23 protein-coding genes are annotated in these 23,967 nt (G+C 73.4%); 13 read left to right on the top strand and 10 right to left on the bottom strand.

Features of this window, described 5'->3' with window-relative positions; genetic code table 11:
- The first annotated feature begins 173 nt into the window (after positions 1–173).
- Positions 174–917: a PAS and ANTAR domain-containing protein gene (locus tag SKED_RS05865; RefSeq protein WP_012866209.1), complete on the top strand. Its 744-nt coding sequence runs from the start codon at positions 174–176 to the stop codon at positions 915–917.
- A gap of 45 nt (positions 918–962) precedes the next feature.
- Here the strand turns inward: SKED_RS05865 and SKED_RS05860 are convergent, their stop codons facing one another.
- The 3 genes from SKED_RS05860 to SKED_RS05850 all read right to left on the bottom strand — a co-directional run bounded on the left by SKED_RS05860 (position 963) and on the right by SKED_RS05850 (position 3,314).
- Entirely contained in the window at positions 963–1,691 is a 729-nt protein-coding gene (locus tag SKED_RS05860; RefSeq protein WP_012866208.1) for a hypothetical protein, read from the bottom strand.
- Between the two features lie 166 nt (positions 1,692–1,857).
- On the bottom strand, positions 1,858–2,598 hold the full coding sequence (locus SKED_RS05855; protein WP_012866207.1) for a GAF and ANTAR domain-containing protein: 741 nt from the start codon (positions 2,596–2,598) through the stop codon (positions 1,858–1,860).
- Between the two features lie 173 nt (positions 2,599–2,771).
- Entirely contained in the window at positions 2,772–3,314 is a 543-nt protein-coding gene (locus tag SKED_RS05850) for a MarR family winged helix-turn-helix transcriptional regulator (RefSeq protein WP_012866206.1), read from the bottom strand.
- 85 nt (positions 3,315–3,399) lie between these two features.
- On the opposite strand from SKED_RS05850, the gene SKED_RS05845 reads away from it, so the two are divergent.
- Genes SKED_RS05845 through SKED_RS05835 form a run of 3 tightly spaced genes read left to right on the top strand, consistent with a single transcriptional unit; the run spans position 3,400 to position 5,508 of the window.
- Complete coding sequence (locus SKED_RS05845) at positions 3,400–3,774, top strand: DoxX family protein (RefSeq protein ID WP_012866205.1); 375 nt, start codon at positions 3,400–3,402, stop codon at positions 3,772–3,774.
- Positions 3,775–3,787: 13 nt separating this feature from the next.
- Complete coding sequence (locus SKED_RS05840; RefSeq protein WP_012866204.1) at positions 3,788–4,825, top strand: LLM class flavin-dependent oxidoreductase; 1,038 nt, start codon at positions 3,788–3,790, stop codon at positions 4,823–4,825.
- Positions 4,822–5,508: an NADPH-dependent F420 reductase gene (locus tag SKED_RS05835; RefSeq protein WP_012866203.1), complete on the top strand. Its 687-nt coding sequence runs from the start codon at positions 4,822–4,824 to the stop codon at positions 5,506–5,508. The genes SKED_RS05840 and SKED_RS05835 overlap by 4 nt, the downstream gene beginning before the upstream one ends.
- 40 nt (positions 5,509–5,548) lie before the next feature.
- On the opposite strand, the gene SKED_RS05830 is transcribed toward SKED_RS05835, so the two are convergent.
- Positions 5,549–5,740, bottom strand: coding sequence for a hypothetical protein (locus tag SKED_RS05830; protein ID WP_012866202.1), 192 nt, complete (start codon positions 5,738–5,740; stop codon positions 5,549–5,551).
- Between the two features lie 52 nt (positions 5,741–5,792).
- On the opposite strand from SKED_RS05830, the gene SKED_RS05825 reads away from it, so the two are divergent.
- From SKED_RS05825 to SKED_RS05815, 3 genes are all read left to right on the top strand, one after another.
- Positions 5,793–6,395, top strand: coding sequence for a CGNR zinc finger domain-containing protein (locus SKED_RS05825; RefSeq protein WP_012866201.1), 603 nt, complete (start codon positions 5,793–5,795; stop codon positions 6,393–6,395).
- A gap of 25 nt (positions 6,396–6,420) precedes the next feature.
- Positions 6,421–6,864, top strand: a complete 444-nt coding sequence (locus SKED_RS05820) for a MarR family winged helix-turn-helix transcriptional regulator (RefSeq protein ID WP_012866200.1) — start codon at positions 6,421–6,423, stop codon at positions 6,862–6,864.
- A gap of 150 nt (positions 6,865–7,014) precedes the next feature.
- Positions 7,015–8,472, top strand: coding sequence for an MATE family efflux transporter (locus tag SKED_RS05815; RefSeq protein WP_012866199.1), 1,458 nt, complete (start codon positions 7,015–7,017; stop codon positions 8,470–8,472).
- Between the two features lie 16 nt (positions 8,473–8,488).
- Here SKED_RS05815 and SKED_RS05810 read toward each other — a convergent pair whose 3' ends face one another.
- The 3 genes from SKED_RS05810 to cmtR form a co-directional block, all read right to left on the bottom strand.
- Positions 8,489–9,160, bottom strand: coding sequence for a DsbA family protein (locus tag SKED_RS05810; RefSeq protein WP_012866198.1), 672 nt, complete (start codon positions 9,158–9,160; stop codon positions 8,489–8,491).
- Positions 9,161–9,222: 62 nt separating this feature from the next.
- Positions 9,223–11,235: a heavy metal translocating P-type ATPase gene (locus tag SKED_RS05805; RefSeq protein WP_169310132.1), complete on the bottom strand. Its 2,013-nt coding sequence runs from the start codon at positions 11,233–11,235 to the stop codon at positions 9,223–9,225.
- Positions 11,232–11,591, bottom strand: a complete 360-nt coding sequence (cmtR, locus tag SKED_RS05800; RefSeq protein ID WP_012866196.1) for a Cd(II)/Pb(II)-sensing metalloregulatory transcriptional regulator CmtR — start codon at positions 11,589–11,591, stop codon at positions 11,232–11,234. The genes SKED_RS05805 and cmtR overlap by 4 nt, the downstream gene beginning before the upstream one ends.
- Positions 11,592–11,850: 259 nt before the next feature.
- On the opposite strand from cmtR, the gene SKED_RS05795 reads away from it, so the two are divergent.
- The 3 genes from SKED_RS05795 to SKED_RS18900 all read left to right on the top strand — a co-directional run bounded on the left by SKED_RS05795 (position 11,851) and on the right by SKED_RS18900 (position 15,352).
- Positions 11,851–12,321: a hypothetical protein gene (locus SKED_RS05795; protein ID WP_012866195.1), complete on the top strand. Its 471-nt coding sequence runs from the start codon at positions 11,851–11,853 to the stop codon at positions 12,319–12,321.
- A gap of 237 nt (positions 12,322–12,558) precedes the next feature.
- Positions 12,559–13,668, top strand: coding sequence for an ATP synthase subunit B family protein (locus SKED_RS05790; protein ID WP_012866194.1), 1,110 nt, complete (start codon positions 12,559–12,561; stop codon positions 13,666–13,668).
- A gap of 175 nt (positions 13,669–13,843) precedes the next feature.
- Complete coding sequence (locus SKED_RS18900; protein ID WP_012866193.1) at positions 13,844–15,352, top strand: SpoIIE family protein phosphatase; 1,509 nt, start codon at positions 13,844–13,846, stop codon at positions 15,350–15,352.
- Here the strand turns inward: SKED_RS18900 and SKED_RS05780 are convergent.
- Together SKED_RS05780 and SKED_RS05775 are read right to left on the bottom strand one after the other, a co-directional pair.
- On the bottom strand, positions 15,349–15,822 hold the full coding sequence (locus tag SKED_RS05780) for an ATP-binding protein (protein WP_012866192.1): 474 nt from the start codon (positions 15,820–15,822) through the stop codon (positions 15,349–15,351). The two genes, SKED_RS18900 and SKED_RS05780, sit on opposite strands and share 4 nt — an antisense overlap.
- A gap of 99 nt (positions 15,823–15,921) precedes the next feature.
- Positions 15,922–17,340: a basic amino acid/polyamine antiporter gene (locus SKED_RS05775; RefSeq protein WP_012866191.1), complete on the bottom strand. Its 1,419-nt coding sequence runs from the start codon at positions 17,338–17,340 to the stop codon at positions 15,922–15,924.
- Between the two features lie 252 nt (positions 17,341–17,592).
- Between SKED_RS05775 and lysX the strand changes: the two genes are divergently transcribed.
- Both lysX and SKED_RS05765 read left to right on the top strand, forming a co-directional pair.
- Positions 17,593–21,036: a bifunctional lysylphosphatidylglycerol synthetase/lysine--tRNA ligase LysX gene (lysX, locus tag SKED_RS05770; RefSeq protein WP_012866190.1), complete on the top strand. Its 3,444-nt coding sequence runs from the start codon at positions 17,593–17,595 to the stop codon at positions 21,034–21,036.
- Between the two features lie 15 nt (positions 21,037–21,051).
- The gene (locus SKED_RS05765; RefSeq protein WP_012866189.1) at positions 21,052–21,876 is read left to right on the top strand and encodes a hypothetical protein; all 825 of its coding nucleotides are present in this window, start codon (positions 21,052–21,054) and stop codon (positions 21,874–21,876) included.
- 16 nt (positions 21,877–21,892) lie between these two features.
- Here the strand turns inward: SKED_RS05765 and SKED_RS05760 are convergent, their stop codons facing one another.
- Positions 21,893–23,056, bottom strand: coding sequence for a GNAT family N-acetyltransferase (locus SKED_RS05760; protein ID WP_012866188.1), 1,164 nt, complete (start codon positions 23,054–23,056; stop codon positions 21,893–21,895).
- A 120-nt stretch (positions 23,057–23,176) separates the two neighbouring features.
- On the opposite strand from SKED_RS05760, the gene SKED_RS05755 reads away from it, so the two are divergent.
- Positions 23,177–23,833 carry a hypothetical protein gene (locus tag SKED_RS05755; protein WP_012866187.1) on the top strand — a complete coding sequence of 219 codons (657 nt, stop codon included), beginning with the start codon at positions 23,177–23,179 and terminating at the stop codon, positions 23,831–23,833.
- Positions 23,834–23,967: the final 134 nt, after the last annotated feature.

Below are 23,967 nucleotides of genomic sequence, written 5' to 3'. Positions count from 1 at the left end.
CGCCGCCCGGGCACGAGGCCGGGGAGTCGGAGGGTCTGCCCTCACAGTAGGCCCGCTGTCCGTCGCACGCGCGGCAGGGTCGGGCGGCGCTACCTCGTGCCTCCTGGCCTCGACTATCATCGACAACCGGTCAGGCAGTGGCCATCCGTCAGGAGACTCCTAGGAGAACTGCCATGCACGCCCGTCCGACCAGCAGCGCGCACCCGACGCCGGACGCTCGATCGACCCCCTCCACCCCCCGCAGCTCGACGTCCCGTGGGACCGCCGCGCGCGCTGACGGCGACACCGTCGTCGGGACCTTCCGGCTCGACGTGCCCTCGGACCGCTGGACGTGGTCCGACGAGGTCTACCTCGTGCACGGCTTCGAGCCGGGTCAGGTCGTCCCGTCGACCAAGCTCCTGCTCTCCCACGCCCACCCTGACGACGCCCCGCGTCTGGCGGAGGTGCTGGACGAGGCCCAGCGCGACGGGTCCGCGTTCAGCCACGTCTACCGGGCCCTCGACGCGGCCGAGGAGACGCGCACCGTCGCGATCGTCGGGAGCGGTCAGCGCGACACCGGTGCCGTCCGCGCGGTCGACGGGTACGTGGTCGACCTCACCGGCAGCTACCGCGCTGCGGTCGACCGTGAGGCCACCGCGGCCATCGCCGCCTCGTCGCTGAGCCGCGCGACCATCGAGCAGGCGAAGGGCATCGTCGTCGCTGCCCTGGGGATCACCGACGAGCGAGCATTCGACGTGCTGCGCCAGTTCTCGAACGACTCGAACACCCCGGTCCGCGTGGTCGCCGCCCGGCTGGTCGCCAGCCTGCAGCTGGCACCGTCCGGGGCCCTGCTCGGGGACGTGCGCACGCACCTCGCCGCGATCGCGCCGGGTTCCCAGGGCGCCGACGAGGAGCCGGGCGGAGCCGCCGGCCGCTGACCTGCCTGCCTGCCACGTGCTGGCCCAGGTCGTGCCTGACGGGCTCTAGACGGAGACCTCGGCCGGACGCAGCCGTGCTGCGCGGAAGATCTCGGTCGTCCCGGTGTCGGCGACCAGCCACCCGCCGTCGCAGCGCAGGCCGAGGGCACGCACCAGGCCGTCGGCCTCGTGGAAGTCCTGGCTGCCGAAGAGGTCCCGGAGCAGGCTCCCACGGGCGACCGCGCTCCCCTGCGCGTCGAGCAGCAGGACACGGACCGTGGCATGACCGCCCGCCGCAGCGAGCGGGTTGGCCAGCACCAGCAGCCCGACGGTCTCGAGGACCTCCGGTGCGAGCTCGAGCAGCGGGCGCGCGTCGTCGTACCCGGCCAGCCCGTCGACCCAGGCGTCCTCGGGGACCTCGTCGGTCTCGGAGACCGTCGACTGCGGTACGGCCCCGGTCTCCCCGGCGCACGCGAGCGCGATCTCGCGGACGTCGAGCGTCGGGAGGTACAGCACGGCACCCTCGCGGTCGACGGCTCGGTACCGGACCAGACGCGTCGGACCACCAGCAGAGGCCGCGCGAGGCATGTCCGGGGACGGGTCAGCGGTCGTCACCGAGTCGCCGAGACGCTCCGCGCGCACCCCGCTCTCGGAGGCGACCAGCTGCACCACGTGACGAGAAGCCTCCGGGCCGAGGCCGAGGACCTCGAGCACCTGCGCGGCCGCACGAGACTCGGCGGTGCGGTCGGGCTCGGAGGAGGCAGGGTCGGGCAGCGTGTCGACGCGCGAGGGCATGGGGAGTCCATCCGTGAGACGAGTTCCAGCCCATGCTTGACCGGCACTTGACTCTAGATCCGGCACGCAGAGCAGGCAAACGGAGGAGAAGCCCTGGTCACAGGCTCGCCCCGGTCATCGGCCGAGATCAGCCGGCCACGCTCCTCCCACGCCCCGCGCCCCCGGGTCAGCCCCGCCCGGGCGAACCTGCGTCGGACGACGTCCCGGGCAGCCGACGGGTCGACACGATCTCCTGCGCGACCTGCACCAGCTTGGTGTTGGAGTCCTGGGACAGCCGGCTCAGCACCGAGAAGGCGTTCTCCGCCGAGAGGCCGAACCGTTCCATGACGATCCCCTGCGCCTGGCCGATCACCGTCCGGCTCAGCACCGCAGAGGTCAGCTGCTCCTCGGTCTGCGCGGCCTGGATCGCGGCGGCGGCGACCGCGGCGAAGGACGCCGCGAGCGAGATGTCGGTCGGCGTGAAGGCGTCGACGTCCGTGGAGTAGAGGTTCAGCGCACCGTGCGTGGTCTCGCTCGTGTAGAGCTGCACCGCGAGCATGCTCTTGACGCCGATCTTCGCGTCGACAGCAGGCGCCCAGCGCGGCCAGCGCTCGTCGGAGACGATGTCGGACGAGTGGACGACCTCGTGAGCCCGGACCGCGTCGAGGCACGGCCCCTCGTCGAGCTCGTACTGCAGCCGGTCGCCGATCCGCACACCCGGGTCGGTGGCAGCGGTCGTCGTGATCTCACGACCGAGCACGTGTGTGATCCCGGCGGCAGAGCACCCCTCGACCATCTCCACCGCGAGGTTCACGATGCTCTGCAGCGTCTGGTCGAGCGTCGGCTCGTCCGCGAGCTGCCGGGCGGCGTCGGCGACGCGGTCGGAGACGGTGAGGTCGGACGTCGGCGGGGTGCTGTGGCCGGTCATGGATGACTCCTCGGGGAGGGACCGTCGGTGCGGGGCGGTGAGCCCCCGGCTCAGGGAGCCGGCCGTCCCGACGGTCGAGCGGACGACGACACTGTAGCGCTCGAGCCGAGGAGGTCGGAGCCGGCTCGGGACTCCTGCGGACGTCTCCGCACCAGGCAGCGGTCGCTGAGCGATCAGGATCCGTCGTGCGGGTAGGTCGTCGCGAGCACACGGAGGATCTCGGGGTTCACGACCTCGAGCACCTGTGCGACGAGGTCGCCGAGCTGCACCATCTTCTCGGGCCCGAGGGGGTCGACGACCAGCTCGCGGACGGTCCGCACGTGGCCGGGCGCTGCTGCGACCACGAGCGCCGTCCCGGCGTCGGTGAGCACCACCTCGGTCTGGCGGCCGTCGCCGGCGAACGGTCGTCGCTCCACCCACCCGCGGTCCTCCATGCGGGTCAGCGCGTGCGACAGACGGGAGATCGACCCCGCGACGAAGGCCGCGAGGTCGCTCATCAGCGCTGCCCGTCCCGGGGCCTCGGACAAGCCGGCCATGACCATGTAGTCGAAGCCGTTGACGCCGCTCTCGCGCTTGAGCCCGCTGCTGATCGCGGGAGGCAGGGCCTCCATGAGCGCCGAGAGCAGGAGCCAGGCACGGACCTCGTCCGGGGCCAGCCAGGGCACGGGACCGCCGTCGCCGGTGGTGTCGGCCCGCTCTGCCTTCTCGTCGTCCATCCCCTCACCCTAACCGGTCGCTTGAAGTTTCAACTCGGCAGGCCTACAGTCGCACCGTCAGTTGAAACTTCACGTAAGGAAGATCATGAACCTCGCCCTCTGGATCCTCGCCGGGCTGCTCGCCGTCGCGTTCTTCGCCTCCGGCCTGTCCAAGATCGTCGGCACGCGCGACCAGATGATCACCAAGACCCCCTACGTCGAGGACTTCCCCCAGGGAGCCGTCCGGCTCATCGGGCTCGTCGAGGTGCTCGGTGCGCTGGGGCTCGTCCTGCCTGCCCTTCTCGACGTCGCCCCCGCCCTCGTCCCCACCGCGGCGATCGGCCTCGCCCTCGTGATGATCGGCGCCGCCGTGGTCCACCTGCGCCGCGGAGACGACGTCGCCGCCGCCGTGCCGGCACTGGTGCTCGCCCTCCTCTCCGCCGTCGTCGCCTGGGGTCGCCTCGGCTCCTGGGCCTTCTGAGACGAGGCACGCGATGACCGACGTGATCTTCGGCCTCGACACCTTCGGCGACGTCCCCACCGACGACACCGGGGCGCCCGTGAGCCACGCGCGCTCGATCCGCCAGGTGGTCGACGAGGCCGTCCTGGCCGACCAGCTGGGCGTCGACGTCTTCGCCCTCGGCGAGCACCACCGCCCCGAGTACTCGGTGTCCTCCCCGGAGACCGTGCTCGCCGGCATCGCGACCCGCACCTCTCGGATCCGCCTCGGGTCCGGCGTCACCGTGCTCAGCTCGGACGACCCGGTCCGGGTGTTCCAGCGCTTCGCGACGCTCGACGCGCTGTCCGAGGGGCGTGCGGAGGTGATCCTCGGACGAGGCTCGTTCACCGAGTCCTTCCCGCTCTTCGGCTACGACCTCGCCGACTACGACGTGCTGTTCGAGGAGAAGCTCGAGCTGTTCTCGCGGCTCCTCGAGGAGAAGCCCGTCACCTGGAGCGGCACCACGCGTGCGGCCCTGACCGAGGCGGACGTCTTCCCCAAGACCGAGGGCGGCCTGAAGACCTGGGTCGGAGTCGGAGGCTCTCCGCAGTCGGTGGTCCGGACGGCGCGGTACGGGTTTCCCCTCATGCTCGCGATCATCGGCGGCCAGCCGGAGCGGTTCGCCCCCTACATCGACCTCTACCGGCGTGCGTCCGAGCAGCTCGGCACCGTGGCCCAGCCCGTCGGCATGCACTCCCCCGGGTTCGTCGCCCGCACGGACGACGAGGCGAAGGAGGTCTACTGGCCCCACTACAAGGTGGTGCGCGACCGCATCGGCGCACTCCGCGGGTGGCCGCCCGTACGCCGTGAGGAGTTCGAGGCGGAGACCCGAGACGGGTCGATGTACGTCGGCTCCCCCGAGACCGTCGCCCGCCGCGTCGCCCGCGCGATCTCCGCGACCGGCGTCGGCCGCTTCGACCTCATCTACACCTCGGGCGGCCAGCCGACGAGCGCCCGGACCCGCTCCGTGGAGCTCTTCGGCGAGCGTGTGGTCCCGATGGTCCGCGACCTCCTCACCTCGAGCACGTCATGACCACCACCGTCGGCATCTTCGGCGCGGGCAAGCTCGGGACCGTCGTCGCACGGCTGGCCGTCGCCGCGGGGCACCGCGTCCTCGTGGCCGGCTCTGGCGAGCCCGAGTCCATCCGGCTGGTCGTCGACGTCCTCGCACCTGGCGCCGTCGCCGTGACGGGCGAGGAGGCCGCGCGCACCAGCGACGTGGTCGTCCTCGCCCTGCCCCTCGGGCGGCTCGACACCCTGCCGGGCGCCGCGCTCGCAGGGCAGACGGTGGTCGACGCCACGAACTACTGGTGGGAGGTCGACGGACCACGCCCCGACCTGACTGACGACCTACGGTCGACCAGCGAGGTCGTCCAGGAGCACCTCGGCGGCGCGGTCGTCGTCAAGGCGCTCAACCACATGGGCTACCACGACCTCGACGAAGGACCACGCCCGGCCGGGGCCCCGGGTCGCCGGGCGATCGCCGTCGCCGGTGACGACCGGGCCGCCGTCACACGGGTCGCCACCCTCGTGGACTCGCTCGGCTTCGACACCGTGGACGCCGGGTCGCTGCACGACAGCATCTCGCTCCAGCCGCACGCCGAGGCTTTCGGCGCGAACGTCGAGGCCGCCGTGCTCGCGGAGCTCGTCGCGACGTTCCCCGGCTCGCCTCGCGGCCGAGAGGTGGCTCGGGCACGCGCCCTCGAGGTGCGCTGACGCAGGCTCGGCGCCCTCGGCGCGAGGCCGGCTCGGTACGTCACCCGTGTGCGGACGGCGAGGACCACCGCCGTCCAGCTCCTGTCTCGACGACCGCCACCGTCCACCCGGCAGACGACGTGGTGCGCGGGACGAGCTCGACGCTGTGCGCCCCGCAGTCGCACCGGACGTAGACGACCTGCCCCTCGCTCGTCGCGTGGGAGGACAGACGGGACCACTCGTGGGTGTGCATGACCCGAGCATCACGTAACAGATCGAGCCCTTTCAACCATTACAGTGGCCGGATGGGATTCGACCACGACCACCAGGTCGGACCGCGCCTCGCGGTCGCCCTCGTGAACTCGACCGCGAGCAGCGCGCCACCCCAGGACGGGGCTCGCACACCCGGCGCCGTCGCCCAGTCGGCTCACCAGGTCCTCACGCTCGAAGACCTGCTCGAGGCGCACGGCATCCGCCGTCCGGCGCTCACCGCGACGGCCACCCGCGAGATCACCGGCTGGGCGGAGCGGCTCCGGACGGTCTTCGCCGCCTCCGACGTCGAGGCGCGGTGCGCCGCCGTCAACACGCTCCTCGCCGAGGTCTCCGGAGCCCTGTACCTCTCGACGCACGACGGGACGCCTCCCCACGTGCACCTCGTCCCCGACGAGCAGGAGGTCACGGCCCGCGTCCGGTCCGTGACCGCCGGCGGCCTCGCCTTCTTCCTCGCCTGGTCCGGCGGGACGCGCCTGGGCACCTGCGGTCGCCCCCGGTGCGACCGCGTCTTCGTCGACGCCTCGCGCGGCGGGCGCCAGCGGTACTGCAGCGCCCGCTGCGGCAACACGGACGCGGTGGCGCGGCACCGCGCGCACTTCGGGCACACCCGCTCATCTTCGAGGGTTGACAGTTAGACTTCTAATCATTAGATTCCTGAGCATGGACCACGACGACACCACCCCACCCCGCAGCCTCGAGCTCGTCCGCTGGATCGGGTGGGCGCAGCGCAAGGCCGGCGAGGACTGGATCCGCGAGCGCGACCTCAGCCACCAGCAGGCCTTCGTGCTCGGGCACCTCGCACGGTCACCCGGCGCGATCCAGCGCGAGCTGGCCGACCTGAGCCGCACCAGTGCGGCGAGCGTCTCGAGCCTGCTCCAGGGCCTCGAGCGCCGCGGGCTCGTCGAGCGCCGCTCCGAGGACGGCGACGAGCGCCGCAAGCGCGTCTACGCGACCGACGCCGGTATCGACCTCATCGCGGGCTTCGACTCTGCGATGGAGGCCGCCGACGAGACGATCCTCGCCCCCCTGGACGACGACGAGCGCGCCGCCCTGCAAGCCCTCCTCAGCAAGATCACCGCAGTCCTGCCTCCCCCGTCTCGGTGAGCGCGGCCCGCCACCTGGCCTGACGTCCGCCCGGCCTGACGTCTGCGGCTCACACCACCGCTCTTCCCACCACAGCCCCCACGCCACAGCTCCCTCCACCACGCCCGCGAACGCCGGCGTGCGCTCGAGCCTGCCCAGAAAGAGGACGCCATGAGCACCTCAGCCACCACCAACCCCACCGGCGGCGCCGGCACCGCCGAACCTGTCGGCACCAACCGCTGGTACCTCTCGAGCGCGCCGATGCTGCGCGCCCTCCTGCACCTCTGCGTCCCGATGGCAGCCGCGATGGTCGTCAGCGCGGTCTACAACGTCGTCAACGCCGGGTTCATCGGGTCCCTGCACGACAGCGCGCTCCTCGCGGCGGTCACCCTCGGCGCCCCGCTGCTCGCCGTCGTCATGGCGGTCGGCGGCATGTTCGGCGTCGGGGGTGGTGCGCTGATCTCACGCCTGCTCGGCGCGACGGAGCACGACCCGACGCAGGCCGGGCAGATCAGGCGCGTCTCGTCCTTCGCGCTCTGGGGCTCCGTCGTGACCGGAGCCGCGATCAGCGTGGTCGGGCTCGTGCTGCTCGACCCGCTCGTGTCCCTGCTGGGCGCAGACAGCGCCGCGGCACCTGCGACCCGTGCCTTCGTCGGGACGCTGCTCGTCTTCGTCCCGGTCTTCGCCGCCGCGTTCTGCCTCGAGCAGCTGGTCCGGGCCGAGGGCGCCGCGCGCCAGGTGATGACTGCCCTCGTCGTCTCGACGGTCGCGAACGTGGTGCTCGACGTCCTCTTCATCCTCGTCCTGCACCGGGGCGTGGCCGGGGCCGCGCTCGCGATGGGCCTGTCGAACGTCGTCACGGTCGTCTACCTCGCCGGGTGGCTCCACCGCAGCAGCCAGCACGTCCGGCTCTCCCCCCGGTGGTTCACGCTCTCGTCCACGGTCCTGCGCCCCGTCCTGGGTGTCGGGGTGAGCGAGCTGTTCCAGGCGTCGTTCCTGGTGGTCACGTCCCTCGTGCTCAACAACCTCGCCGCCACCTACGGCGACACCGCGCTGGCTGCCATGGGGGTCGCGGTCCGCGTCGCGCAGGTCCCCGAGTTCTTGGTCATGGGCGTGACGCTCGGTGTCCTGCCGCTCTTCGCCTACGCCTACGGCAAGGGCGACCGTGAGCGCCTCGCGTCGGCGCTGCGCGTCTCGGCGATCACGGTGGGGAGCATCGTGCTGGTCTCCGCGGCCACGGCCGTCGTGCTCCGGGAGCAGCTGGTCTCGGCGTTCACGGCAGACCGCGCTGTCCTCGCGGTCGGTGTGACCGTGCTGACGGCGCAGGTCGTCGCGATGGTCGCCAACGGGTTCGCCGGGCTGCTCACGTCGTACTTCCAGGCGACCGGCCGCACCGTCCCGGCGATCGTCATGTCGACGGCGCAGGGGGTGCTGTTCGTCCCCGTCGTCCTCGCCGGCCACGTGTGGTTCGGGCTGCCCGGCATCATCTGGTCGTTGACCGTGTCCGAGGGCGTCGTGCTCGTCGTCGGGATCGCGCTGTGGTTCGGCTACCGGCGCTCGATCGACCGCGGCCTGGCCGAGGGCAGTCCCGAGCGCGCGGAGGCTGCGCTCGAGCAGGCCGACGCGTAGCGCCGGAGCCGGGCCCTCAGCCCTGCCGGGCCTGGAGCGCCGCGTCGATCGCGGCCCGCAGGTCCGCCTCGGTGCGCAGCTCGACCCGGACGTCGTCGACGAAGATCGTCGGGGTCCCCTGGACGCCCAGCGCGACCCCGGCCTCGAAGTCCGACGCGACCCGGTCGAGCACCTCGGGGTCGGCGACGTCGCGGTCGTAGACCTCGAGGTCCAGTCCGAGGTCCTCGGCGAAGGTCCGGAACAGGTCGGCCTGCGACACCTGCTGCTCGCCCCACTGCGCCTGCGTGTCGAACATGCGGTGGTACATCTCCTCGAGCCGCCCCTGCCTCGCGGCGGCCTCGACGGCGACGGCCGCGGTGGTGGAGTTGGCGTGGCCCGGCATCGGGAAGTACCTGATCGCGAAGGTCACCTGCCCCTCGTGCTCGGCGCGCAGGTCCTCGAGCACCGGGTAGACCGCGGCGCACACCTCGCACTCGAAGTCGAGGAACTCCACGACCGTCACCGCCCCCTCGCCCGCGTCAGACAGCAGGCGGGTGTCCGCGGCGAGGGCCGGCGCGGCTGGGCCGCTGGCAGGTCGCTCCGCCGACGACGAGCCGGAGGAGATTGCGACGTAGACGAGCGCGCCGAGCACGACGGCAGCCAGGGCTGCGACGACGGAGGCGACGAGACGAGAGCTTCGAGCGGGCACGGTGTGTCCTTGTCAGCAGTGCGGGTGGGGCGGGCGGTGCGACGGTGCGGGCAGCAGCAGGGTCAGCGGGTCAGCGCGGTGGCCGGTACCGGGACGTCCGCTGCTGGGAGCCCCGGCAGGGCGGGGCGACCGCGCGAGGCCCGGACGCCGTTGGCGATGATGAGGACCTCGGCGAGCTCGTGCACCAGCACCACCCCGGCGAGAGCGACGGTACCGGTCAGGGCCAGCGGGACGAGGACCACGACGACCAGCAGGGCGAGCACGATGTTCTGGGTCATGATCACGTGGCCGCGTCGCGCGTGGGCCAGCGCCTGCGGGATCAGCCGCAGGTCAGACCCGGTGAAGGTGACGTCGGCCGACTCGACGGCGGCGGCGGAGCCGGTGGCCCCCATGGCGATCCCGACGCCGGCGGTCGCGAGCGCCGGGGCGTCGTTGATGCCATCACCGACCATCGCGGTCACGCCGCGGGCACCGAGGGCGTCGACGGCCGCGGCCTTGTCGGTGGGGAGCTGCTGGGCACGGACGTCGGCGATGCCGACCGTGCGGGCGAGCGCTGCCGCGGTGCGGGGGTTGTCCCCGGTGAGCATCACGGTCTCGATGCCCTGCGCGTGCAGACCGGCGACCGCGGCCGCCGCCTCGGGGCGCAGCTCGTCGCGGATCCCCAGGAGCCCCGCCGGTCGTCCGCCGACCTCGACGACGACGACCGTCATGCCGTCGGCCTCCATCCTCGCGCAGCGCTCCTCGAGCAGCCCCGGATCCACCCAGCGCGGGCTGCCGACCCGCACCGCTGCCCCGTGGACCGTCCCTGTGAGCCCCTGACCGGCGAGCTCGTGGGCGTCGTCGACGACCGGCGGCGCCGGGTGCGCGGCGAGGACCGCGGAGGCCAGCGGGTGGGTGCTCCGGGCCTCGAGCGCTGCCGCGGCCTCGAGGACCGCGTCGCGGTCGATGCCGTCAGCGGTCGCGACCTCGACCACCGTCGGGCGGTTCTGCGTGAGCGTCCCGGTCTTGTCGAAGGCCACCACGGACACCGCCCCCAGCCGCTCGAAGGCCTGCCCGGAGGTGATGACCACCCCGAAGCGGCTCGCCGACCCGATCGCGGAGATCACCGTGACCGGGACGGCGATGGCCAGGGCGCACGGCGACGCCGCGACCAGGACCACGAGGGCCCGCTCGACCCAGAGGCCGGGGTCGTCGGTGAACGCGCCGCCGAGCGCCACGAGCGCTGCGGCCACGAGCACCGCGGGCACCAGCGGGCGGGCGATCCGGTCGGCGACACGGGCACGGTCGCCCTTGCGCTGGTGGGCCTGCTCGACGAGCCGCACGATCGTGGTGAGCGAGTTCTCGGTGCCGCTGGCCGTCGCCTCGACGAGCAGCGTCCCCGACCCGTTGATCGAGCCGGCGGCGACGGCGTCGCCCGGTGCGACCTCGACGGGGATCGACTCCCCGGTGACGGCCGACGCGTCCATGCTGCTGCGCCCCTGGGCGACCACCCCGTCGGTCGCGAGGCGCTCACCGGCGCGGACCACGAGCAGGTCCAGCTCGCGGACCTCGGCGACCGGGACGACCTCGTCGCCGGACAGCCGTGAGACGGTCGCCGTCTCGGGGACGAGGGAGAGCAGCGAGCGCAGGCCGGCCTTCGCACGGTCCATCGCGCGGTCCTCGAGGGCCTCCGCGATCGAGAACAGGAAGGCGAGTGCGGCAGCCTCCCCGACGTGCCCGAGGAGGACCGCCCCGACCGCCGCGACGGTCATGAGGAGACCGACGCCGAGCCGACCGCGGGCGAGCCGGCGCACGGCGCCCGGCACGAAGGTCGACGCACCGACCAGCAGGCTCGCGGCGAGGACGACCGCGGCTGCCGCGCCGGCCCCCGACCACTCGAGCGCGTAGCCGAGCGCCAGGAGGAGGCCGGCGCCGAGCGGGACCAGGATCGAGCGGTCGCGCCACCACCGCGAGGTGGGGACGGGCGCTGCGAGCGCGCCGGGGTCCACCACCTGCGACTCTCCTCCCTGCAGGGTCCGCGGAGAGGCCACCGGCGACGGCTGCGTGTCGTCGCCGCCGCAGCACTCCCGGCTCACGGCTGCACCTGCGTGCCGCAGCACAGCGGGACGTCGCAGTGCTCGTCGGAGCACCCCTCGCCGTCGTCGACGGCGAGCACCACGTCGATGAGCGAGGCGAGCGCAGACGTGAGGTGCGGGTCGGCGATCTCGTAGCGCGTGCGGCGCCCCTCCGGCACCGCGACGACGATCCCGCAGCCCCGCAGGCAGCTGAGGTGGTTGGACACGTTCGTGCGGGTCAGCCCGAGGTCCTGCGCCAGCGTGGCGGGGTACCCGGGCTCGGACAGCAGGTGCACGAGGATCCGCGAGCGCGTGGGGTCGGACATCGCCCGACCGAGCCGGTTCATGACGTCGAGGCGCGAGGCGATGGTCAGCATGCGCTGACTATACAGCCAAGGCTGACCATTTCATCCGCTCACGGACGTGGAGCGAGGGGCCCGTCGACGACGGACCCCCCGTACAGGGTGCCCCGTCTGCTGGAGCCGCCCTCAAGACAGGTTCGAGGCGAGGGTCGTCGCGGATGGGCCACGCCTCCCGCCGTCGCCGTGATCGCGCTGCGCCTGACGGTAGCGGCGTGTAGCGTCGACCGCGGGTCTAGAAGGCGGCTCGAGCACCGACGCCCCCGGAGGTCCCACGATGAACGAGTCCATCCAGCAGAACGCCGTGCAGCAAGGACTCGCCGTCAGCTGCCGAGCCCTGGGCATCACCGAGATCACCGCCGGCTGGGACGAGGTCAAGCACGCCTTCCGGCGCGCCTGGTCCACGTGGGACCGCGCCTCGGAGCTCCCCGCCATCCGGTGCACGTTCGTCGGCAGCTCGATCCACCCGGCCCTGGTCAAGAGCGCCTCGCGGCCTGGGAGCCTCATCGCGTCCTGGGACTGCGAGGGCTCGCTGCGCCCCGTGGTCCGTGACGACCTGGCACCTGGCGCCCTGCCCGACCTCCTCGCGCTCCTCACCGGAGTGCGCCTCGAGGACTGGATCGAGCTCACCCGGTCACTCGTCGCCAGCCTCGACGACGCCGACGTGATCCACGTCCCCGCCTACGAGCCAGCGCCCGACGACCGCCACGACGTGCCCGCGAGCACCACGCCCGCCCCCGCGATCTGAACCGCGCGCCGCCGAGCGACCTCTCACCCGCTCTGCCCCTGGTGCGGCCGTGCGGACCCGTCACCTGCGACGACACCTTCCGGACCACAGGCCGACGCCGCACGCTCCCACCGTCGCCCCGGTGTGGCAGTCCTCACGCACCCCCTCCCCCGATGGCGAGGTACTGGCACATCTGTTCAGGTTGGTCTCTCACGACAGCAGCGAGCTCGACCGCACGCACGACGAACGGAACACCCCATGCCTGGACCAGACGCCATCGACACCGACCTGCGGACCCCACGCCCCACGACCCCCTCGTGGCGCGCCACGTACCTCGGGTCGGACACCCGCGACGGCTCGGCGAACATCTCGTGGGGCTCCGTCCTCGCCGGGGTCGTCACCTTCCTCGCGCTCGTCGTCACCTTCTCCCTCATCGGCACCGCCATCGGGCTCGGCGGGGTCGACCCGGCCTCCGACAACCCCCTCGACGGCGTCGGCACCGGTCTGACCATCTGGGCCGTCCTCACGCTCCTCGTCTCGCTCGCCGGTGCCGGCTTCGTCTCCGGGGTCCTCGCGGTCCGCGCAGGCTTCATGCACGGAGTGGTCACCTGGGCCACCGGCGTCATCGCCTTCGTGGTGCTCCTCGGCCTCCTCGCCTCGGCCGCCTTCGGCGCCATCGGCTCGCTCGTCAGCGGTGCCGCCTCGACCGTCGGGGGCGCGGCGTCGAGCGTGGCCGACCTCGCCGGGGACGGCGTGAACAAGGCCATCGACGGCGTCTCCGACCAGCTCGGCGACATCGACGCGGCCTCGGTCGACCAGCAGACCCAGGACATCCTCGTCGGCACCGGCGTCCCCGAGCTCCAGCCCGGGTACCTCCAGGACCAGGTCGACGCCGCCGGCACCGAGATCAGCGACGCCGGAGTCGACCTGCTGACCAACCCGGACGACGCCGACACGATCCTCGACGACCTCACCACGTCCCTCGAGGACCGCGTCACGACCATCACCGACGCGGTCGACCGCGACGCGATCACCCGGTCTGTCGCGGAGAACACCGACCTCACCGGCACCGAGGCCGAGGAGGCCGTCAGCACGATCGAGCAGGGGCTGCAGTCCGCCGGCCAGTCCGCGCAGGACATGCTCGACGGTGCGGCCTCAGCCCTCGCCGACGCGCGGGAGACCATCTCCGAGCAGATCGACCAGGCGCGTCAGACCGCTGACGACATCTCGGACTCCGTCGCCCGCGCCGCCGGCTGGGTGTTCGTCGCACTGGTCCTCGGGCTCGCCGTGACCGCGTTCGCCGCGCTGCTCGGCTCGCGCCTCGTCGTCGGACGGGACTCCGCAGGCCGGGTCACCCGCCAGGGCTGACCTCACGCTCCGCAGACGACGTCCCGCTCACCTGCCACGGTGCGCGGGACGTCGTCGTCTCCGCACCCACCGCGAGGTACCGGACACGCCCGGGGGGCACCGCGCAGCATCGTCCGACGGCGCGCCGCGGGAGCGTGGGTGTCACGCACGGGCACGGGTGTGCCACCCTTCCGGTGTGGACTCTCTCCCCGGCACCGAGGCGCTCGCGGCACGCGCCGAGCAGATGGCAGCCCTGTTCGGCTCCCGCGCGGTCGGCGTGGCGACCGGGTCCGTCGACCGGGTCCACGAGGCCAACGACGAGATGCTGCGCATCCTCGGCAGGACGAGAGCCGACCTCGCCGAGGGGATCTCGTGGATGGACGTCGGGCGCCCGGCCGACGCCGAGCGTGACACCCGGGCCTTCGACCACCTGCGTCGCGACGGCAGCTCCGTGGTCGTCAAAGAGCTCGTGCGCCCCGACGGCGAGGGCGTCCCGGCGCTCGCGATCCTGGCGGCGACCGGTCGCGGCCCCCTGCGGTGGGTCGCCGTGGTCGTCGACCTCTCGGGGGACGAGCGGCTCAAGCACCTCGCGTGGTCCGAGGCCGCGATCGTCTCCACCCTGCTCGAGGACGCACCGATCGGCTTCGCCTTCATCGGGCCAGACCTGCGGTTCGTCCGGGTCAACCGTGAGCTCGCCGCCATGAACGGCTTCACGGTCGCCGAGCACGACGGCGCAGGCGTCTTCGACCTGCTCCCCGACCTGCGCGAGGGCGCCGAGCCCCTGCTGCGCGCCGTGCTGGACCGTGGCATCCCGGTCCGCGACGCGGAGATCGTCGGGACCACCCCTGCCGAGCCCGGCGTGACCCACACCTGGCTCGAGTCGTTCTTCCCCGTCCGCACCGCGCACGGGCCCGTCCTCGGCGTGGCCGCGATCGCCCGTGACGTCACCCGCGTGCGGAGCCTCCAGGACGAGCTCGCCGCCACCTCGCTGCGGCTGAGCCGGGCGCTCCACGAGATGCAGGAGACCCTGCAGCCTGCCGTGCTCCCCGGCGCGGACGGCTACTCGGTGGCCTTCCGCCACCTGCCCGCCGACGCCGAGGTCGGGCTCGGCGGCGACTGGTACGACGTGGTCCGCACCGCCGAGGGCCACCTCGTGGCCAGCATCGGCGACGTCGTCGGCCACGGGGTCGAGGCCATCGGCGACATGGCACGCGCCAGCTCGTCCCTGCGCGCCTACGTCAGCGAGGGGCACTCCCCCGACCGCGCGCTCGGCCACCTCGACACCCTGCTCGGCAGCACCGGCACGTCGATGGCCACAGCCGCCGTGATGAGCGTCGACCCCGCCACCGGCGAGGTCTGCCTCGCACGGGCAGGGCACCCGTACCCCCTCGTGGTGAGCACAGACGGCAGCGTCCGGACGCTCGACGGCGCCTCCGGGCCGATGCTCGGCGCGCTGCCCGGGTCACGCTTCACGACGGCCGAGCTGGTGCTGCGCCCTGGCGACACCGTCGTGCTGTTCACCGACGGTCTCGTCGAGCGCCGCGGCGAGAGCCCGGCGGCGAGCGCCGCACGCCTGGCCCAGGCGCTCTCCGCCGGCGCCGACCTCGGGGTCGAGGAGCTGGCCGACCTCGTCCTCGATCGCTGTCTCTTGCCCGGCCTGCGCCGCGACGACGCGTGCCTGCTCCTCGTGCGGCGCGACGCCTAGCCCGAGCCCGGCAGACCGGTCTCGTCGGCCGGGAACCTCGCCCAGACGTGCTTGGCGTCCTGGGTGGCGTACCAGCCGACGCTGTCGGCGACACGCGTCACGAGCGCGAGGCCGAAGCCGCCCTCTCCCGGCCCTCGCCCCTCGGGACGCTGCGGGGCTGCGGCGGGCGTGCAGTCGGCGACGTCGAGGAGGTACCCCTCCGGTGCCGTCCAGAGGCTGACCGTCGCCGGCGGGCCGGCGTGCTTGAGCGCGTTGGTCGCCAGCTCGCTCGCAGCCAGCGCGAGTCCGGCGGCGACGTCGGCGCGTCGCCCCGTCGCGACCTGGTCCTGGCGGGGCGCGTCCGCGCCCTGGCGCTGCACCGCGGCGGTCAGAGCACCTCGCAGGAGGCCGAGCTGGTCGTACGAGTCGAGCGTCCAGGTGGTCACGGTGCCGGGGTGCCCAGGTGGTTCGGCGTGCGGGATCGGCGTCACGGGTACTCCTCTTGAAGACCTCTATCGTCACAGGCCCGAGCGCTCCACGCCTCCGGGGACACGGGCGCCGTGCTCAGATCGTGATCTGCAGCGCCGCCGTCAGAGGGTGATACGCCCCAGGGCCAGGCCGACGACGGCCACCACACCCAGCGCCGCCACGACCGCCGCGGCGCACAGCTCTCGCCGCGAGAGGCCACCTGCGGCGCGGCGTGCGTACGCGTGCACGACCGTCCCCGGCGCGTAGACGACACAGGTGAGCAGGAGGTACTTCAGCCCGCCGGCCCACACGAGGAACAGCGCGTAGCCGATCGCGAGCACCGCGAGGACGACCCAGCGGGCGGCGGTGCGCCGGTCGGGCCACGCGAGCCTCAGGGACAGCCCGGCCGAGAGCAGGTACGGGACGAGCACCAGGGAGGAGCACAGGGAGATCGCGACCGTGAAGGCGTCGGTGGTGCCCAGGACGGTGAGCAGGAAGAGCTGGACCAGGACGCTGGTCATGGTGATCGCGGCGACGGGCGCGTGGTGGCGGTTCTCGCGGGCGAGCCAGCGGGGCATGTCACCCTGCTCGGCGGCCTGGACCACCACCTCGCAGCTCACCAGCGTCCACGCGAGGTAGGCCCCGAGGACGGAGATCAGCAGGCCGACACCGACGAGCGCCCCGCCCCACGGCCCGAGGACGTGCTCGAGGACACCGCCGATCGAGGGCTGGTCGAGCGCGGCGATCTCCTCGCGGGGCATCACACCGAAGGACACCATGGTCACGAGCACGAACAGCACGAAGACCCCGCCGAACCCCGTCATGGTGGCCCATCCGACGTCGGCCCGGCGCCGGGCGTAGCGCGAGTACGCGCTCGCGCACTCCATCCCGATGAACACGAAGACGGTGAGGAGCATCGTCGAGCGCACCTGCGAGGGGAGCGGGACGCCGCTGACGCTCATGTTCGCCACGAAGACGGCCGGGTCGAAGGCGACCAGCGCGACGACCACGAACACCCCGAGCGGGACGAGCTTGGCGACGGTGACGACCCGGTTCAGCGCGTTCGCGGAGTGGATCCCGCGGGAGAGCAGCAGCTGGTAGACCCAGACGCCGACCGAGGCGACGGCGACGGCCGCCGGCGTCGACCCGCCGTCGAAGACCGGCAGCCACTCCCCGACGGTCGACATGATGAGGACCCAGTAGGCGACGTTCCCGACGACCGCGGTGAGGTAGTACCCGAAGGCCGACAAGAACTCGGCGTAGCGGCCGAACCCCTCGCGGGCGTAGGAGTAGACGCCCGCGTCCAGGTCGGGCCGCCGGTTGGCCAGGCGCAGGAAGGTCAGCGCCAGCGTCGCGGTCCCCGCGCCCGCGATCACCCACGCGATGCCCGACCCGGCCACCCCCGTGCTCCGGGAGAACTCTCCGGGCAGGGAGAACACCCCGGCCCCGACCATCGAGCCCACCACGAGCGCGACGAGCGTCCAGCGGCCGACTGCGACCGGCGTCGTCGCCGCAGGTCGCTCCGTCGTCTGCCCCGTCATCGCCGTGCCGTGCCGCGCTGCTCGCCCCTCGTGACCATCGTGGCCCCCACCTCGGTCGTCGCCAGGTCTGCATCATGGCAGCCGTCGACCGGTCGCGACAGAGGGGGCACGGTGGCGGGTATTGCGGAGCACGGGAGGTCCGACCACACTGGGTCTCGGCGGACCGGGGACGGGCCGCCGTCCGCGTGGTGCAGGACGCCGGCGCCCGAGCCTCGTCGGGGCAGGCCACCTGCCGAGCTCTTGGGGGGCACGATGAGACACCCGGCGACCGACCTGACCGACGACCCGGCCGCGCCCGTCGCGCACGGTGCGAGCAGCGTGCTGGGGGCCACGCCGCCGAGCACGTCGACCACCACCGCGCCGCCCACCGCTCCCCGTGCCCCGTCAGAGCCGGTCACGCCCGGACGTCCCTGGGCCCGCACCGTCGCCAGGCTCACCGGGCGCGTCGTCCAGGCAGTCGCGATCTGGCTGCTCGTCGGGCTGCTGCTCCTGCCCTTCGCCCCGGGCGTCGTCCACGACGTCGGCCGGTGGCTGTCGGTCCTCAACGTCCCGAGCCAGCCGAGCTTCTTCACGGTGATCCTCGTGGGGGTCGTGGCCTCGGGCCTGCTGCGCCGGCTCCGTGCCGCGCTGTGGTTCGTGATCCTCGCGTGGCAGGTGCCGCCGATGCTGCTCGCCGTCCTCACCGCGCTGGTCGTCGGGACCCGGCAGTCGACGCTCGCCGAGCTCGAGGTCCCGCCGGTCGACCTCGTCGCGGGCGTCGTGGCCCTCGTCGCCATCCCCGTCCTGGTGCTCTCCCGCGAGGCCTTCCCCGCCCGCCTGCGGCCGCGCGCGTGGCGCGGCGCAGTCCTGGTGATGCTCACCGGCGCGGTCGTGAGCACGGTCGTCGCGATGTCGCTCCTCCAGGTCGTCACGCACTCCCTCAGCGGACCGGCGGAGCGCCTGCGGTGGAGCCTCGCGAACGCTGTCGGCATCCACGTCGCGACGTCGCCCGCCGACCCGAGCGTCCCCGCGTGGGTCGCGGTCGTGGCGAGCGTGTTCTCCGCCGCCGGGCTGCTGCTCGGCATCGCCGTGTTCCTCCGATCAGCCGCGGGTGACCCCCGACGCCGCTCGGACGACGCGCTCGCCGTGCGACGCCTGCTCCTCACCTACCCGTCGGCCGACTCCCTCGAGTACTTCGCGACGCGTGACGACAGGTCGGCGGTCCTGTCGGCCGACGGCGAAGCCGCCGTGTCCTACCGGGTGGTCTCGGGCGTGAGCCTCGCGGCCGGCGACCCGGTGGGTGACCCCGCCTCGTGGCCCGACGCCGTGGCCCGCTGGCTCGACCACACCCGCGCGCACGGGTGGATCCCCGCCGTCACCTCGGCCACGCCCGCCGGCGCACGCACCTACCGCGACGCCGGCCTGCACCCGCTGCCCATGGGCGACGAGGCGGTCGTCGAGACGCGCCGGTTCGACCTGTCGAACCCGGCGATGCGCCCGGTCCGGCGCAGCGTCGAGCGTGGGAAGACGGCCGGGTACACGGTGCGCGTCCGCCGGCAGTCTGCCGTCGCCCCGGCCGAGCTCGCCGGGCTCGTCGAGCTCGCCGAGACGTGGCGGCACGGCGACGAGCGCGGGTACTCCATGGCCCTCGACCGGCTCGGGTCGCCCGTCGACCCACGCGAGGTGGTCGTCACCGCGCACGACGCCGACGGGACGTGCCAGGGGCTGCTGTCCTTCGTCCCGTGGGGACGGCGGGGGCTCTCGCTCGACGTGATGCGCCGGTCTCCCGACGCGGTCTCCGGAGTCACCGAGATCATGGTCGCGGGCCTGGTCGGCTCCTCCCGCGAGCTCGGCGTCGAGGAGGTGTCCATGAACTTCGCGATGTTCCGGGAGACCTTCGAGCTCGGCGAGCGCATCGGTGCCACGCCGTTCCAGCGCCTCAACCGTCGCGTGCTGCTCCTCGCGTCCCGGTACTGGCAGCTCGAGCAGCTGTACCGGTCCAACGAGAAGTACCTGCCCGACTGGCGTCCGCGCCTGCTCTGCTACGAGGCCACCAGCCAGCTGACGCGCGTGATCTTCGCCCTCGGGCAGGCCGAGGGCTTCCTGCCCCGCAACCCCCGCTGGTTCGCCGGCACGGACGAGCGCGAGGACGAGCCGAGCCTGAGCAGCCCCGAGCAGGCTGCCGAGGTCGTCGCGCAGGAGACCGCGCTGCTCGCGGTCGCCGGACCGGAGCGCCGCCTCACCGAGCAGCAGCGCAACCGGCACCGCAGGCTCGACGTGCTGCGCGCCGCCGGCATGGACCCCTACCCGGTGGCGGTCCCCCGCAGCTGCACGGTGGGCGAGGCGAGGGCCCTGGCAGTGCAGGTCGGGACGAGCCCCGAGACCGGGCCGGCGACGGAGCAGGTCGAGGTCGTGGGGCGCGTGGTGCGCCTGCGCGACCTCGGCGGCGTGCTGTTCGCCGTCCTGCGCGAGGGCACCGACCAGGTGCAGGCGATGCTCACGGCCGACGGGAGCGCCGACGTCGCGCTCTGGCGTCGCGCCGTCGACCTCGGCGACCAGGTCGGGGTCAGCGGGACCGTGACCCGCAGCCGCAGCGGCGAGCCGACGGTCCAGGTGACCTCCTGGCGGATGGCCGCGAAGGCGCTCACGCCGCCCCCGGACAAGCACCGCGGGCTCGTCGACCCGGAGACGCGACTGCGACTGCGCCACATGGACCTGGCCCTCGACGACCGCGCCCAGCAGCTGCTGCGCGCCCGGTCGGCCGCGGTGTGGTCGATGCGCAGCACGCTGGTCGGCCGCGACTTCCTCGAGGTCGAGACCCCGATCCTGCAGCGGATCCACGGTGGCGCCAACGCGCGCCCCTTCACCACGCACATCAACGCGTACGACATGGACCTGTACCTGCGGATCGCCCCCGAGCTCTACCTGAAGCAGCTCATGGTCGGTGGTGCGGGGCGGGTGTTCGAGCTCGGGCGCAACTTCCGCAACGAGGGCGTCGACAGCACGCACAACCCCGAGTTCACCTCGGTCGAGGCCTACGAGGCCTTCGGCGACTACCTCACCATGCGCGACCTCACCCGTGACCTCGTCGTGGCCGCGGCGGTCGCCGTGCACGGCGAGCCGGTCTCCCGCAGGGCCGACGGCACCGTGGTCCGTCTCGACGAGCCGTGGCCGAGCATCACGGTGCACGACGCGGTCTCCCGCGCCGTCGGGGTCGAGGTCACCCCTGACCTCCCGCTGGCCGACCTGCGCAAGGTCTGCGACTCCCACGACGTCGCCTGGGACGCCCAGGAGACCCACGGGGCGCTCGTCACCGAGCTGTACGACAGGTTCGTCGAGGGGCAGACCGAGCGGCCGACCTTCTACATGGACTTCCCCGTGGAGACCTCCCCGCTGACCCGCCAGCACCGGCGCGACCCGCGCCTGGCCGAGCGGTGGGACCTCGTGGCCTTCGGCGCCGAGCTCGGCACCGCGTACTCCGAGCTCGTCGACCCGGTCGAGCAGCGGGCCCGGCTGACCCAGCAGTCGATCCTCGCGGCGGCGGGCGACCCCGAGGCCATGGAGGTCGACGAGGGCTTCCTCTCCGCCCTCGAGTTCGCCATGCCGCCGACCGGTGGTCTCGGCATCGGTGTGGACCGGGTGGTGATGATGCTCGTGGGCGCCTCGATCCGCGACACCCTGACCTTCCCGTTCATCCGTCCGACCGGTCGGGCCTGAGGGTCAGGGCCGACCATGACCTTCGCACTCCTCGCCGCAGCGGTCGCCGCGGTCGCCTACGGCGTGAGCACCGTCATGCAGGCGGTCGCCATGCGTCGCGCCCACGGCCTCGCCGGGGTCGCCCAGCCGCTCGTCGTCGCCGCGCTCGTGCTCGACGGCGCCGCGTGGCTGCTCTCCCTGGTGGCCCTCGACCGCCTCCCGCTGTTCGTGGTGCAGGCCGTCCTCGCCGCGTCCGTCGTGGTCGTGGTGCTGCTCGCCCGCGTCGTCCTCGACGCCCCGACCCGGCGACGCGACGTGGCCGCGGTCGTCGTGGTGGTCCTCGCGCTCGTCGCGCTGGCCGGCGGCTCGGGCGAGCAGCCCGCGAGCGCCCCGCCGCAGGGCTTCGACGCCTCGATGATCGCCGCCTCGGTGCTGCTCGCGGTCGTGACCGCCGTCGCCTACGCGAAGGGCTCCCCCGCCCTGCTCGCCCTGCTCTCCGGGCTGGGGTTCTCCGGTGCGGCGATCGCGGCCCGCGGCGCGCACGGCGCCGACGACCTCCTGGGGACGGTGCTGCAGCCGCTGACCGTGGCGATCCTCGTCTGCGGGGCGTGCGGGGTGCTCGCCTCGCTGCGGGCGCTCGAGCGCGGCTCTGCCGGGTCGATCGCCGCCGTGCTGTCGGTCACCGAGGTCGTGGTCCCCGGGGCGGTCGGACTCGTGGTGCTCGGCGACGTGGTGCGCGAGGGCTGGGCCGTCCCGGTCGCCCTCGGGCTCGTGGCAGCGCTCGGGGCCTGCTGGGTGCTCGCGACGAGCCCCGCGAGCGCGACCGCCGAGGAGGCGCCCGTCGCGAGCGCCCCGGCCTGAGCCGGGGCGCCTGAGGTCAGGCGAGCCGCTTCTGCCAGAGGGCGACGACGCCGGTGGGGGCGAAGCCGAGCGCCTCGTTGATGGACAGCATGTGCCGGTTCTCCTCGGCGTTCCAGGTGTGCAGGCGCTCGAGCGCGGGGCGCAGGGTGCGCAGCGCCACGAGGTTCTGGGCCTTCATGAGCATGCCCAGGCGGTGCCCACGGTGCGCCGGGGCGACGAGGGTGTCGTCCTGGAACGCCAGGAAGCCGTAGGACGACGGCATCTGGATCTCGCTGTACCCGACGAGCTCGCCCGAGGGCCGGTGCCGGACCGCGGTCGTCATGACGTCGTTCCCCGACTCCCGCGAGGTCTGCTCCGCCTGCCGGACGTCCTCCACCGTCTGCACGTGCTCGACGAGGTCGAGCCCCGCGACGGGGACCGCCGTCGACATGAGGGTCGAGAGCGCGGCGTACTGCTCGACGAGGTCGTCGGGGCAGCGGTCGTACCAGGTCAGGGCCTCGTAGTCGGGGCCGGCCGCGACCAGGGCCTCGGCGAGGTACCGGTCGACGACGCCGTCGTCGGCCAGGGGGAAGGACAGGACGCTGTACCGCTCACCCTGCTCGAGCGCGTAGCCACGCCCCCGGGCGAAGGCCACGGCGGGCGCGTCCCCGGCGATGCGTCCGGCACCGGTCGGCGGCGTCACGACGTCCACGGCGTCGGCCGGCGGCTCGCCCGCGTGCCCGACGTCGAGGATGAGGGTCGTCCGGCCGCGCTCTGCTGCGAGCGCCTCGACGGCGTCGGCCAGCGCCGTGCCGATCCCCGAGCGGAGCGAGTCGGGGCGGACGTAGACGCCGAAGGTCGCGAGGTGGGTGTTGCCGGTGAGCTCCATCGCGAGGAAGGCCGCGCCCACGACGTCCTCCCGCGCCGGCTCGCCCTCGGTCCCGGGGCGGGTCGCGACGAGCACGAGACGCTCGGTCGAGCTCGCGTCGCGCATGATCGGGAGCCGCATCTCTGCGGGCAGGTACAGGTCGCCGTGGCCCCACGTCGCGGTCTCGACCGCGTGCTGGACGTCGCAGGCCCCGAGGAAGGGTTGCGCCTGCGGGCTCTCGAGGGACTCGGGCAGGGCGACGAGGGACACGGTCCACCGGTCGCTCGGGCTGGGCATGGTTCGGTCGGGGGTCGTCCCCTGGGTGGTGCTCATGGCCACCATGCTGGTCAGCGCAGGTCAGCCGGTCAACGGAATAAGCGCAGGACCTCTGGGCCATCACCTAGGATCTTGGTCATGACCGGTCAGGGCAGCGAGGTGCTAGAGGTGCCCGCAGTGGACCCCACGACCTCTGGGCGGTCCCGCGCCGAGCGCACGGCACGTGCCACCCGCGGCCTCGCAGCAGCCGGCTTCTCGACCTTCGTCGCCCTGGCCTCGCACGTGCTCGCCGGCGGCGAGGTCCCGGGCCTGCTCGGGATCGTCGTCCCGCTGGTCTTCGCGACCTCCACGTGCATCGCCCTCGCCGGGCTACGGCGTTCGTGGTTGCGCCTGTCGGTGTCGGTCGCCCTCAGCCAGGTCCTCTTCCACACGCTGTTCGTCGTCGGTGCCGCCACCACGTCGACCGTCGTGACCGGCACCGGCGGGGCCCATGCGGGCCACGGCGCCGAGCCGATGGTGATGGCCGTCGGGTCCGCCGGGTCGTCGATGGCGCACGCCGGGCACTCCGGGGCCTGGATGTGGTTCGCGCACGCGGTCGCCGCCCTCGTCACCGTCGTCACCCTGCGCCAGGGCGAGGCCGTCCTGGCGCGGTTCGCCGAGCTCGCCGACCGCCTCGTCGCCGTCCTCTTCCTGCCGGTCGTCCGGCTCCTCGTCCTCCCGACCCAGCCGCGCGCGGCGCTCACGGGCGTCGAGGGCGTCTGGACGCCGTCACCGCTCCCGGTGGTGACCACCGGGACGGTCCGCAGAGGACCGCCCGTCCCGTCGTACGTCTGACACCCACGCCAGCACCTGACCGAGGCACGCCCGTCGCGCCCGGCCACCGCGCTGTGCCCTGACGTTCCCGCGCCCGCACACCGGCGCCCCGCCGTCGCACCAGGCTCCCTGGCACCTGAGCCTCGGGGCCGCCT

The organism is Sanguibacter keddieii DSM 10542 (genome assembly GCF_000024925.1).
In the GTDB taxonomy this organism is placed as follows: domain Bacteria; phylum Actinomycetota; class Actinomycetes; order Actinomycetales; family Cellulomonadaceae; genus Sanguibacter; species Sanguibacter keddieii.
Note: the sequence above shows the minus strand (reverse complement) of the source record. Positions and strands in the feature narration are given on the sequence as shown.

Excerpts from the sequence above, each read along its gene's own strand:
- SKED_RS05860 (WP_012866208.1), bottom strand. The coding sequence starts at position 1,691 with ATGCCCTCGCGCGTCGACACGCTGCCCGACCCTGCCTCCTCCGAGCCC.
- SKED_RS05765 (WP_012866189.1), top strand. The coding sequence starts at position 21,052 with ATGACCTTCGCACTCCTCGCCGCAGCGGTCGCCGCGGTCGCCTACGGC.
- SKED_RS05790 (WP_012866194.1), top strand. The coding sequence starts at position 12,559 with ATGCCTGGACCAGACGCCATCGACACCGACCTGCGGACCCCACGCCCC.
- SKED_RS05840 (WP_012866204.1), top strand. The coding sequence starts at position 3,788 with ATGACCGACGTGATCTTCGGCCTCGACACCTTCGGCGACGTCCCCACC.
- SKED_RS05775 (WP_012866191.1), bottom strand. The coding sequence starts at position 17,340 with ATGACGGGGCAGACGACGGAGCGACCTGCGGCGACGACGCCGGTCGCA.
- cmtR (WP_012866196.1), bottom strand. The coding sequence starts at position 11,591 with ATGCTGACCATCGCCTCGCGCCTCGACGTCATGAACCGGCTCGGTCGG.
- SKED_RS05850 (WP_012866206.1), bottom strand. The coding sequence starts at position 3,314 with ATGGACGACGAGAAGGCAGAGCGGGCCGACACCACCGGCGACGGCGGT.
- SKED_RS05760 (WP_012866188.1), bottom strand. The coding sequence starts at position 23,056 with ATGAGCACCACCCAGGGGACGACCCCCGACCGAACCATGCCCAGCCCG.
- SKED_RS05830 (WP_012866202.1), bottom strand. The coding sequence starts at position 5,740 with ATGCACACCCACGAGTGGTCCCGTCTGTCCTCCCACGCGACGAGCGAG.
- SKED_RS05865 (WP_012866209.1), top strand. The coding sequence starts at position 174 with ATGCACGCCCGTCCGACCAGCAGCGCGCACCCGACGCCGGACGCTCGA.
- SKED_RS05825 (WP_012866201.1), top strand. The coding sequence starts at position 5,793 with ATGGGATTCGACCACGACCACCAGGTCGGACCGCGCCTCGCGGTCGCC.
- SKED_RS05855 (WP_012866207.1), bottom strand. The coding sequence starts at position 2,598 with ATGACCGGCCACAGCACCCCGCCGACGTCCGACCTCACCGTCTCCGAC.
- lysX (WP_012866190.1), top strand. The coding sequence starts at position 17,593 with ATGAGACACCCGGCGACCGACCTGACCGACGACCCGGCCGCGCCCGTC.
- SKED_RS05835 (WP_012866203.1), top strand. The coding sequence starts at position 4,822 with ATGACCACCACCGTCGGCATCTTCGGCGCGGGCAAGCTCGGGACCGTC.
- SKED_RS05820 (WP_012866200.1), top strand. The coding sequence starts at position 6,421 with ATGGACCACGACGACACCACCCCACCCCGCAGCCTCGAGCTCGTCCGC.
- SKED_RS05795 (WP_012866195.1), top strand. The coding sequence starts at position 11,851 with ATGAACGAGTCCATCCAGCAGAACGCCGTGCAGCAAGGACTCGCCGTC.
- SKED_RS05845 (WP_012866205.1), top strand. The coding sequence starts at position 3,400 with ATGAACCTCGCCCTCTGGATCCTCGCCGGGCTGCTCGCCGTCGCGTTC.
- SKED_RS05815 (WP_012866199.1), top strand. The coding sequence starts at position 7,015 with ATGAGCACCTCAGCCACCACCAACCCCACCGGCGGCGCCGGCACCGCC.